Source organism: Streptococcus sp. Marseille-Q4154, assembly GCF_916700545.1.
GTDB classification, from domain to species: domain Bacteria; phylum Bacillota; class Bacilli; order Lactobacillales; family Streptococcaceae; genus Streptococcus; species Streptococcus infantis_I.
In genome coordinates, this window is record NZ_CAKAKN010000001.1 from 764303 (window position 1) to 776604 (window position 12302).

Annotated in this window: 7 protein-coding genes; all 7 read left to right on the top strand. The window is 37.1% G+C overall.

Annotated elements, in window-relative coordinates; translation table 11 throughout:
• The first annotated feature begins 4 nt into the window (after nucleotides 1-4).
• The 7 genes from rexB to LG369_RS03910 all read left to right on the top strand — a co-directional run bounded on the left by rexB (nucleotide 5) and on the right by LG369_RS03910 (nucleotide 12173).
• Entirely contained in the window at nucleotides 5-3256 is a 3252-nt protein-coding gene (rexB, locus tag LG369_RS03880) for an ATP-dependent nuclease subunit B (RefSeq protein ID WP_225750493.1), read from the top strand.
• Complete coding sequence (gene addA, locus LG369_RS03885) at nucleotides 3253-6903, top strand: helicase-exonuclease AddAB subunit AddA (RefSeq protein WP_225750308.1); 3651 nt, start codon at nucleotides 3253-3255, stop codon at nucleotides 6901-6903. The genes rexB and addA overlap by 4 nt, the downstream gene beginning before the upstream one ends.
• An 89-nt stretch (nucleotides 6904-6992) precedes the next feature.
• Nucleotides 6993-7490 carry a YkgJ family cysteine cluster protein gene (locus LG369_RS03890; RefSeq protein ID WP_070677462.1) on the top strand — a complete coding sequence of 166 codons (498 nt, stop codon included), beginning with the start codon at nucleotides 6993-6995 and terminating at the stop codon, nucleotides 7488-7490.
• Between the two features lie 209 nt (nucleotides 7491-7699).
• A complete protein-coding gene (locus LG369_RS03895; protein ID WP_225750309.1) occupies nucleotides 7700-8743 on the top strand; it encodes a bifunctional glycosyltransferase family 2/GtrA family protein in 1044 nt (347 codons plus the stop codon).
• The gene (locus tag LG369_RS03900) at nucleotides 8740-9651 is read left to right on the top strand and encodes a phosphodiester glycosidase family protein (RefSeq protein ID WP_225750310.1); all 912 of its coding nucleotides are present in this window, start codon (nucleotides 8740-8742) and stop codon (nucleotides 9649-9651) included. Before LG369_RS03895 ends, LG369_RS03900 begins: the two co-directional genes overlap by 4 nt.
• The gene (locus tag LG369_RS03905) at nucleotides 9626-10051 is read left to right on the top strand and encodes a hypothetical protein (RefSeq protein WP_225750311.1); all 426 of its coding nucleotides are present in this window, start codon (nucleotides 9626-9628) and stop codon (nucleotides 10049-10051) included. The genes LG369_RS03900 and LG369_RS03905 overlap by 26 nt, the downstream gene beginning before the upstream one ends.
• A 214-nt stretch (nucleotides 10052-10265) precedes the next feature.
• The gene (locus tag LG369_RS03910) at nucleotides 10266-12173 is read left to right on the top strand and encodes a glucosaminidase domain-containing protein (protein ID WP_225750312.1); all 1908 of its coding nucleotides are present in this window, start codon (nucleotides 10266-10268) and stop codon (nucleotides 12171-12173) included.
• Nucleotides 12174-12302: the final 129 nt, after the last annotated feature.

The following is a 12302-nucleotide window of genomic DNA, read 5'->3' on the forward strand; positions in this document are numbered from 1 at the left end:
AGAGATGAAACTACTTTATACCGATATTCGGACTTCTTTGACAGAAATCCTAACTAAGGAGGCTCAGGGACTAGTTGACCAAGGAAAACGAGTCTTTTATATCGCCCCTAACTCTCTTTCTTTTGAAAAGGAACGTGCCGTGCTGGAGTGCTTGAGTCAGCAGGCTTCTTTTGCTATCACAGTCACACGCTTCGCCCAAATGGCTCGTTATCTGGTTTTAAATGATATTCCTGAGAGGTCAAGTCTCGATGATATCGGTCTTGGTATGGCTTTCTATAAATGTCTGTCCGAGATTGATCCGAAGGATTTACGTGTTTACGGAGCTATTAAGCAAGATCCGCAATTCATCCAGCAACTGATTGAGATTTATCATGAAATTTCAACTGCAAAGATGAGTTTTTTGGACTTGGAAAGTTTGACAGATGCTGATAAACGCTCTGATTTAATCTTGATTTTTGAAAAGATAACAGCGTATTTAAATCAAGGTCAAGTTTCACAGGGAAGTCCATTATCCTATCTGATTGATGCTATCGAAAAAAACAAGGTAAGTAGCGATTTTAGCAATATTACCCTAGTCATTGATGGTTTTACCCGTTTTTCTGCAGAAGAGGAACACCTAGTGGATTTGCTTCATCGTAAGGGTGTTGAAATTATCATTGGTGTATATGCGACTAAGAAAGCCTACACTAGCCCCTTTAGTGAAGGGAACCTCTATCAAGCCAGTGTTGAGTTTCTACGTCATTTAGCTTTTAAATATCAGACCAAGGCAGAAGATGCCTGTCAAGAACATGAAAACCTTGATGCTTTTGCCAAAGCGTCAAAACTTCTCGAAAGTGCCTATGATTATTCTGAAATCAGTTTAGAAGTGGATGCTAAGGATAGAGAAGACTTGCAAATCTGGTCTTGTCTGACACAAAAAGAAGAGCTGGAGCTCGTTGCTCGTAGTATTCGCCAGAAATTGCACCAAGAGCCAGAACTGAGCTATAAGAATTTTCGTATCTTACTTGGTGACGTAGAGTCTTATAAACTGTCATTGCAGACAATTTTTAATCAATATCAGATTCCTTTCTATCTGGGTAAAAGTGAGTCTATGGCTCATCATCCTTTGACTCAATTTGTAGAATCTGTGGGACGTCTTAAACGGTACTATTTCCGTCAAGAAGATTTGGTAAACCTCTTACGAACTGGCTTATATACCAACCTTAATCAAGAAGAAATCGATAGCTTTGAACAATATATCCGCTATTTAGGTATTGATGGTCTTTCTAACTTTAAACAAGAATTTACAAAAAATCATCATGGAAAATTTGATTTAGAAAAATTAAATGAGCTGCGTGTCCGTGTCCTAAATCCACTAGAAGCTTTATTATCCAGTCGTAAGCAAAAGACTGAAAATATCCTTACAAAATGGAATAACTTTTTGAAGGATGCATCTGTGACCAAGCAATTACAATCCTTATCTGAAACGATGGAAGCGGCAGAGCAAGAAAGACAAGAAGAGGTCTGGAAAGCATTTTGCCACGTAATGGAGCAATTTGCTACTGTATTTGAAGGTTCTCAGGTTGCTTTAGATGATTTCTTGGCTCTTCTTCATTCAGGAATGTCATTGTCAAATTATCGTACAATCCCAGCAACGGTAGATACGGTTCTGGTGCAAAGTTATGATTTGATATCGCCTTTGACTTCTGATTACATCTATGCACTTGGCTTAACCCAGGATCATCTACCTAAAATCACCCAAAATACTAGTCTTTTGAGTGATGAAGAAAGAGAAGTTTTAAACCAAGGTACTGAAGAGGGCTCTCAATTATTGATTGCTAGCCATGAAAATCTTAAGAAGAATCGCTATACCATGCTTTCTTTGGTAAACTCTGCCAAGAAACAATTGGTCTTATCAGCGCCTAATCTACTCAATGAAAACGAGAGCAAAGAGTCAGTTTATCTGAAAGAATTGCAGGATTTTGGTTTTAGCAAGATTGAAAAGAGAATCGATCGAAAAAACCTATCAAAGGATGATATTGGTTCTTATCATAGTCTTTTGTCTAGTCTTGTTGCTTATCACCAGCAAGGTGATACGGAGACAAGTGAGCAGGACTTGACCTTTATCAAGGTTCTAGCTCGTGTCATGGGGAGAAAATTAGAAGATCAAGGTCTTGATAATCCTGTCCTACTGACAAGTCCAAAAAGTAAGACCTTAGCTACTGAAACTTTGGAAGCCTTGTATCCTCAAGATCAAGATTTTTATCTATCAACTTCAGGATTGACAGAGTTTTATCGAAACGAATACAGTTATTTCCTTCGATATGTCTTAGGCTTGCAGGAAGAATTGGGACTGCGACCTGATGCTCGAAGCCATGGGAATTTCTTGCATCGTATTTTTGAACGTGCTATGAAACTTCCTGCTGATACATCTTTTGATCGTCGTTTAGAACAAGCAATTTCTGAAACCAGTCAAGAGCGAGAATTTCAAGCCATTTATCAAGAAAGTTTGGAAGCCCAATTAACCAAGGAAGTTCTTTTAGACGTTGCGCGTGCAACTGGGCACATTCTTCGTCACAATTCTGAAATTGAAACAATTCAGGAAGAAGCAGTCTTTGGTGGTAAGGAACAAGCTTTTGTTCAGTTAGAAAACGGCAGAAATGTCTATGTCCGTGGTAAAGTTGACCGTTTAGATCGCTTAAAGATAAGTGATGCTATTGGTGTTGTTGATTACAAATCTTCTCTAACTCAGTTTAACTTCCCTCTCTTTTATAACGGCCTTAATTCACAATTACCAACCTATCTAGCTGCTCTTAAGAAAGAAGGAAATACAGACTTCTTTGGTGCTATGTATTTAGAGATGGCTGAGCCAGTTCAGTCCTTACAATCTGTTAAAACTCTTTCAAAAGCTTTGGCAGAAACGACTAAGAGTATGAAATATCAAGGGCTATTTCTTGAAAAAGAAATAAAGAATCTTGGTGAACTATATAATAAAAACAAGACCTATCAGTTGTCTGATGAAGAATTCCAGTTATTGCTGGACTATAACGCCCTTATTTATAAGAAAGCGGCAGAGAAGATTTTATCTGGTAGATTTGCTATCAATCCTTACACAGAAGACGGCAGAAGTATTGCCCCATATGTCCAACAATATCAGTCGATAACTGGTTTTGAAGCTAATTACCATTTAGGTCAGGCTAGATTGTTAGATAAGGTTGCTAAGAGCAATGATAAGGAAACATGGTTTAATAAAATTAGAGAGGAGTTGGAGCGATGAAATTTTTATCCCAAGAAGAGATTGAAAAGTTGCAAATAGAAGAAGCTCAATCTGACAAGAAACCTAAGAAAACTGCCGAGCAAATTCAAGCTATCTACAGTTCTGGTCAAAATATTCTGGTCTCAGCATCAGCTGGCTCAGGAAAAACCTTTGTCATGGCTGAACGAATTCTTGATCAACTAGCGCGTGGTGTAGAAATTCGCCAACTCTTTATCTCAACCTTTACGGTAAAGGCAGCAACCGAGTTAAAAGAACGCTTGGAGAAGAAAATCAGCCAACAAATCCAAGAGACTCAAGATTTAGATCTAAAAAAACATCTTGGAAGACAATTAGCTGATTTACCAAACGCTGCTATCGGAACTATGGACTCTTTTACTCAGAAGTTCCTGGCTAAACATGGTTATCTGATTGACCTCGCCCCAAATTTTCGGATTCTTGAGAATGAAAGTGAGCAACTCCTCTTAAAAAACGAAGTCTTTCGGCAGGTTTTTGAAAAACACTACCAAGCTAAGGAACAAGAACAGTTTAGTCAGTTGGTTAAGAACTTTGCGGGTAAAAGCAAGGATGCACGTGGATTGCGTAAACAGGTCTATATGATTTATGAGTTCTTACAATCCACTAGTGATCCTCAGGCCTGGCTACAGAATTCTTTCTTAAAAGGATTCGAAAAGGCCGATTTTACAAGTTCTAAAGAAAAGCTGGCTCAAGACATTCAGCAAAGACTCTGGGATTTGGAAAGTTTCTTCCGTTACCATTTAGAGAATGATGCCAAGGAATTTGGGAAAGCAGCCTACTTAGAAGCTGTCCAACAAGTTCTTGATGAAATTGGAGCTTTAACCAGAGAATCTATTTTTAATCAATATCAAGAAGTTCTAGAGCGAGTTGTGAGTATTTCTAAAGATAAGGGTGGCCGTGCTCTCACAAATGCTAGTCGCAAGGCTGAACTCCAAGCAATAAAAGAAGTATACAACCAAGAGAGAAAAGACAAGTTTGAAAAGCTGAACGCATTAAATGACCAAATTACTTTACTAAAATTCCAAGAAAAATATCATCAAGAGTCTTGGGACTTGGCAATGACTTTTCAAGTTTTCATGAGTGATTTTGTTGATGCCTATCGAAAGCGTAAACGTGAAGAAAATGCCTTCGAATTTGCGGATATTAGCCACTATACCATTGAGATTTTGGAAAACTTCCCTCAGGTCCGTCAAGAGTATCAGGAACGTTTCCACGAAGTTATGGTCGATGAGTACCAAGATACCAACCATATCCAGGAAAGAATGTTAGAGCTCCTCTCTAACGGACATAACCGTTTTATGGTGGGAGATATCAAGCAGTCTATTTATCGTTTTAGACAGGCAGATCCCCAAATCTTCAATGAAAAATTCCACAGCTTTGCTCAAGATAGCAAAGAAGGTCAATTAATACTGCTTAAGGAAAACTTCCGTAGTAGTTCAGAAGTGCTAAATGCTACCAATGACGTCTTTAAGCATCTCATGGATGAGGAAGTTGGAGAGATTTCTTATGACGGCATGCATCAACTTGTTTTCGGAAATACTGATTTACACCCAGATCTAGAAAACAAGGCAGAAGTCCTCTTGTATGATAAGGATGTTGACGGTGATTATAAGGAAGAGGAAGAGTTTTCGACCAACAAACTAACTGGTGAAATGCGAATGGTCATTAAGGAGATATTGCATCTTCATAATGATAAAGGGGTTCCTTTCAATGACATTGCTCTCTTGACTGCCAGCAGAAGTCGTAATGACCAAGTTTTACTTGCTTTGTCGGAATATGGGATCCCAGCTAAAACGGATGGCGCTCTTAACAATTATTTGCAATCTTTAGAAGTGCAGGTTATGTTGGATACTCTTCGTGTCATCCATAACCCTCTGCAAGACTTTGCTTTAGTAGCTCTTATGAAGTCTCCGATGTTTAGCTTTGATGAAGATGAATTAGCTCGTTTAGCTCTTCAAAATTCTGAGGATAAGGTTCAAGAAAACTTTTATGAAAAACTAGTTAATGCTCAAGCACAAACTAGTATCCAAAATGTTTTAATAAAATCTGAACTCCATAAAAAGCTTAACCTTTTCTTGGAAACTGTTAATTCTTGGCGTTTGTTCTCAAAAACTCATTCACTTTATGACCTTATTTGGAAAATCTATAGCGAACGTTTCTACTATGATTATGTTGGTGCTTTACCAAATGGTCAGGCCAGACAGGCCAACCTCTATGCCCTAGCACTACGAGCTGACCAGTTTGAAAAGAGTAATTTTAAAGGCTTATCTCGTTTCATTGCTATGATTGATCAAGTCTTGGAAGCCAAGCACGACCTTGCAAGTGTCACTGTAGCGCCACCTAAGGATGCTGTAGAGCTTATGAGTATTCATAGAAGTAAGGGGCTTGAGTTCCCTTATGTCTTTATTCTCAATATTGATCAGCAATTTAACAAGAAAGATTCCATGTCTGATGTTATCCTAAGTCGTAAAAACGGTCTTGGCCTTAAGTATGTGGCTAGAGTAGCTATAAATACAAAAGAGGAATATGTTCCATCTACGATTAAGTTATCCATTCCAAGCTTGACTTATAGTCAAAATGAGGAGGAGCTCCAATTAGCAAGCTATTCTGAGTTAATGCGTTTACTGTATGTAGCCATGACTCGTGCTGAGAAAAAACTTTATCTAGTCGGAAAGGGATCGAGAGAAAAGTTGGAGTCTAAAGAATACCCGACAAATGGGCAAGGTCTCCTAACTCGTAAAACCAGGCTAGATGCTCAAAATTTCCAGGACTGGATTTGGGCCATCTATCAAGCTTTTTCTAAAGAGGACTTACACTTTAGTGTTCGTTTCGAGGGTGAAGAACAACTGACAGAAGAAGCTATCGGTAAATTGGAAACTAAAAGCCAGCTTCAAGATCTTTCTCAGGCAAGCAACCGTCAGTCTGATACCATCAGGGAAGCTTTACAAATGCTGAAAGAAGTGGAAGTATATAATGAAATCCACCGTGCAGCGATTAATCTTCCAAGTGTTCAGACCCCTAGTCAGATTAAAAAGTTTTATGAACCAGTCATGGATATGGAAGGTGTAGTAGTAGCTGGTCAATCTAAACCAAAAGAAACTATGATTCAGTTTGAACTTCCAGACTTCTCTAAGACAGAAAAAGTCACTGGAGCTGAGATTGGTAGTGCTACCCATGAACTCATGCAGCGAATCAATCTCGCTAAGAAACCTACTTTGGAAACCTTGACAGAAGCCTTGGAGCAAGTTCAGGCAACTTCAGCTGTTAAAGATAAAGTTAATCTAGAAAAAATCTTGTCCTTCTTTAATACAGATCTTGGTCAAGAGATTCTTGCAAATCAAGATAAACTTTATCGAGAACAACCCTTCTCTATGTTAAAAAGAGATGCTAAGAGTAAGGAAGACTTTGTTGTCCGTGGAATTTTAGATGGTTATCTCCTCTATGAGGATAAAATTGTTCTCTTTGACTACAAGACAGATCATTATGAATATCCAAGTCAACTGATTGAACATTATAGAGGTCAATTATCTCTATATGCAGAAGCCTTGTCTCGTTCTTACCAAATAGATCAAGTTGAAAAATATTTAATCTTACTTGGCAAAGATATGGTTGAGGTGGTCGAAGTCAACTAATCTTGTAAAAACTATTGCCTTAATGGCAGTAGTTTTTATTTATTTTCAGTTATGGTATACTAGTTTCAGAAAAGGATGTTAAAGAATCTATGTCAAAAGAAATCGATATCGAATACTATCACCAATTAGCTTTACAAAAGCAAAAAGAGCATCGTAAATTTCTTGGAAATCTGAAAAAGAAAGCTCCAAAAAACCTAGATAAGATTGCCCTTGAAATTCACCAGGAAGTTTTTGAAGAAATTGATTGTACAGCCTGTGCAAACTGCTGCAAGAGCCTTGGACCAGACTTTAAAGAAGCAGATATCACACGCATTGCCAAGTACTTTAAAATGAAATTACCAGCCTTCGAAGATGAATTTCTACAGGTAGATGAAGACGGTGATAAGGTCTTTAAGTCAATGCCATGTCCATTTCTCGGTGGTGACAATCTCTGTTCCATTTATGATGTCCGTCCCAAGGCTTGTAGAGAATTTCCACATACCGACCGTAAAAAGATTTATCAAATCAATAATCTGACTATCAAAAATACTTTAACTTGTCCCGCAGCCTATCTCTTTGTCGAGAAATTAAGAGATAAAATAGAATAAATAGTTTATTTTATAATAAATTCCATCCTCAAATTCATTTGCTATTTGAGGATTTTTGTATATTTATTAATATTGATTGTTTTTGCTTTCTAAAGAAAATGAGTTCCAGTCTTAAAGTTTCTTTAACTTTTTCTTAAAGAAAACTGATATAAGGTATCTTTAAGCGATGTTCTGTATAGTTATACTATCACTAAGAAAGGAGTGCCGGTATGAACTATATAGTAATCCCAGCTTATCAACCTGATAATAAACTTATCAAACTCATCGAAAAAATCCACGAAAAGAGTGATTTTCGTATTCTAGTTATCGACGACGGTAGTTCATCAAAGTGTCAAGATATCTTTGATAAAGCAGAACAATATGCTACGGTGCTCCGTCACCAAGTGAACCAAGGTAAAGGCCAAGCACTTAAAACGGCCTTTACTTATATCCAACAACAAAATAGCTACGGAACGGTTGTAACGGCAGACGCAGATGGTCAACATAAGATTTGGGATATTTTCCGTACGGCTAACAAAGCTTCTGAAAATCCTAATAAGCTTATCTTGGGTGTGCGGGCCTTCACAGGTAAAGTACCCCTTCGTAGCCGTTTCGGAAATAGCTTGACAAAAGCACTCTTTAAACTTCAAACAGGAGTAGGTGTAACAGATACACAAACTGGACTTCGTGCTTTTACAACAAATCTCATTCCTTTTATGTTGAAAATAGAGGGAAATCGTTACGAATACGAAATGAATATGTTACTTGAGGCTACTAAAGAATATCAAATTTTAGAAGTTCCCATTGAAACTGTCTATATCAATGATAATGAGGATTCACACTTCCGACCAATAAAAGATGGGCTCATGATTTATAAAAATATCTTTAAATTTGCCTTGTCATCTCTCAGTAGTTTTGTTGTAGACTACCTTGTTTACGCTATTGCAATCTTGTTTTTACCAACAGCGCCGACTAATTTCCGTATCTTCCTAGCTAACGGACTAGCTCGTGTGACAAGCTCCATTTTTAACTACTCTACAAATAAAAAACTAGTCTTTAAAAACGACGATAGCCTTGTTAAAACAGGAATGGGATACTTTGGTCTAGCAGTTGGACTCTTTGTTTTAGACACGCTACTGATTCGTGTCTTCTTTACAATCTTTGGTATCAACCTTCTGATTGCCAAAGTTATCGTCGGCATCCTTCTCTTCGCTGTCTCTTGGACAGTGCAAAAGAAATTGATTTTTAAGGAAAGGACATCAACTGTATTATGAAATTTATAAAGAAACCATATGCTTATGCCTCGGTTATCGGTTTACTCTTGACAGGATCCTTTAGTTACTCAATGTTGAAAACTTTTGTACTCGCTGAAACTATTTCGGCAGTAGCAACAACTAATACAAGTTCCAACACAGCTCAAGCTAGCCAAGCAGCTAAGACAGCAACAGTAACTAACTCAAGTTATAAGGACGATAATATCTCTATCAATTTGACTGAAACGACGGTTAATCATACCCAAGTGTATGTTGCAGATGTTACAGTAAGTTCATCAGAATATCTAAAAACAGCATTTGCTCAAAACTCATTTGGAACAAACGTAACAGCTAAAACATCTGTCACTGCTGCAGATAATGATGCAATTTTAGCAGTCAATGGTGACTATTACGGTGCCAATTCTTCAGGTTATGTTATCCGTAATGGCGTTGTCTATCGTGATACTGTCCGTGAAAATTCTAATAATGGTGATTTAGCCATTTATAAAGATGGTTCTTTCAAGATTGTTTACGAGGAACAGATTTCAGCTGACCAACTAGTCAAAGACGGAGTTGTTAATCTCTTAGCTTTTGGTCCTGCCTTAGTTGAAAATGGTGAAATAGTAGTAGGAAAAAACCAAGAAGTCGGACAAGCTATGGCTTCGAATCCACGTACAGCTATTGGTATTATCGACGAAAACCACTACATTATTGTAGTTTCTGACGGACGTACATCTGAAAGTGAAGGTCTCTCTCTTTATCAGCTTGCTGAGGTCATGAAATCATCTGGTGCAAAAACTGCCTACAATCTTGATGGTGGGGGATCCTCTACACTTTACTTCAACGGTCAGGTTATCAATAAACCAACGACTGGAGGAAACAAAATTTCAGAAAGGGCGGTGAGTGATATTGTCTACATCGGTTACTAATCTTGGTAAAAAACGTTTTAAGAAAACAGTCATCTCTTATACACTAATTACGATTTTCTTCTTTGCTTTTTCTAGAATTTATGAAGCATTTAGTTTTGGAGAGACATCAGTTTACATGCATTACTTGTTCACCGTACCTCTGGTCGGTGGGATAATACTAGCAATCTTGCTCAAAGTCCTTCCATATTTTTCCAGAATTAGCCTTAATTTATGGAATTCGGCAGTAGCTATTATTACAACAGGGACACTATTCCGAGGTATTGTCAATCTATCCGGTCGTTCAACGACACTTGATGCTCCTTACTGGTATGTTGGTATCGGATTTGTTATCCTAGCTCTTCTATCGATTGTTATAAACCCGATTCGATTGAAGAAGAATGTCAGAACAGTGGAAGTTTAGATCTATTATAAAAAGTAGTCGTTCAGTTACTGTTCGACTATTTTTTAGGACTTTTGTTTCTAGAATGTTTTAATAATATTACAAATTTCTTTCTTCTTAAAGATGTTAGTTTTATATTTGAAATTATATTGTATAATAAAATGGATAATTACCGTCTTTGAAATGACAAGCAAAAAGTATAAACTATAGGGATATTAAAATTGAAAGGATAAAAATGAAAAAGATATTACTAGCAAGTACAGTTGTTCTTTCCATGGCCGGGATTTCTAAAACAACTGTATTAGCAGAGGAGAACCAAGCTACAAACAAAGTTCAAAGTTCAGAAAAAACTGTAGCAAATGGAACGAGTAAGGAAGCTAAAGAGAAAAAACAGGCTCAAGGTCAAGAGCAGAAGGATAAGCAGAATCAAAACGAAATACAAATCAAGGCAGAAAAGGATTCTTCTCAATCTGAACAGAAACAAGAAACAGCCCTTACCAAGGATAACTCTTCAACAGAAGAAATTACTGAAGAGGTCAACAAAGAAGGTTGGCAAAAAGAGAATGGTCAATGGCGTTATTATGAAAGTAAAAAGGCTGTTACGAATTGGAAAAAAATAGCTGGTCATTGGTATTATTTTAACCAAGATGGTATCATGCTTAGCAATACAGTTTATGATGACTATCTCTTTAATAAAAGCGGTGCTATGGTTGAAACTTCTTGGGTAAAAATAGAAGAGAAGTGGTATTATGCCACAGAATCAGGAAAGATTATCCGCAACAAATGGGAAAAAATTAACGGTTCATGGTATCGTTTTGATGAAACTGGTATCATGTTAAGCAAAACAATTTATAATGACTATCTTCTTCAGACTAGCGGTGCTATGGCTGAAAAGAACTGGGTAAAAATGGATGAAAAGTGGTACTATGCTACTGATTCAGGAAAAGTCGTTCGTAATAAATGGGGAAAGATTAATAGCTCTTGGTACTTATTTGACAATGCCGGGGTCATGTTGAGTAGTCAATGGAAAGATAAATACTACCTAAAAGATAGTGGGGCCATGGCTCAAAGTGAATGGTTCTTTGATAAAAAATATAATAGTTGGTTCTACTTAAAATCTGATGGTGCTTATGCTGAAAACCAATGGCAAGGCTCTTACTATCTCAAATCTTATGGATATATGGCCAAGAATGAGTGGATTTTTGATAAAAGTTATAACGCCTGGTATTATCTCAAAGAAGATGGGGCATATGTAACTGGTAATTTCACCATTAACAGAAAAGACTATTCTTTCCAAAGCAATGGAAAATGGATTTCCGATACAGCAGCATACTATAAAGTAAAACCAATTACAGCAAATGTATATAGTGCTTCTGGTGAGAAACTCAGCTATATTTCGCAAGGAAGTATTGTATCGATTGATGGAGATGAAGCCAAAGACGGTCGAATTCCAGTCAAAATCTCTGGACTTTCAGGCTATATGAATAAGAGTGATTTAGTAGCTGTCAGCTCAGATAGTGACTTCATTCCTCACTATTCATCTGATGGAAATTATCTTTATCATGAGTTATCACCATACACAAGTATCCGTGTAGCCCCTCATAGTTCATCAATGGCTATTGGTAAAAAATATTATTCAGCTGATGGTATTAACTTTGAAAGCTTTACAGTTGAAAATCCTTTCTTATTTAGGGATTTAAGAAAACCAACTAATTACACAGCTGAAGAATTGAATAAGGTTTATTCTCTTATGAATATTCAGGGCAGCCGCCTTGCAGGTAAAGGAGAGGTCTTCAAAGAAGCGGAGAAACGCTATCAGGTGAATGCACTCTATCTCATGGCTCACAGCGCTCTAGAAAGTGCATGGGGGCGTAGTCAGATTGCTAAGGATAAGAATAACTTCTTTGGTATTGCTGCCTATGATACTACTCCATATGATTCTGCAAAGAGTTTCGACAATGTTGATAAGGGAATCCTAGGTGCAGCTAAATGGATCAGAGAGAATTATATTGATGAAGGTAGAACCCATCTTGGCAATAAATCTTCTGGAATGAACGTTCTTTACGCTTCTGATCCGTATTGGGGTGAAAAGATTGCAAGTATCATGATGACCATCAACAGTAAACTTGGTGAAAAAGATTAAAATAGAAAAACGATAACTAAACTGATTTAGTTATCGTTTTTTATACTTATTCAGTTTAAGTTTTTTATTTAAAAGAAATGTAAAAGGATTCACTTTAAAAGTAAATCCTTTTAGTTTTATAATGATTGA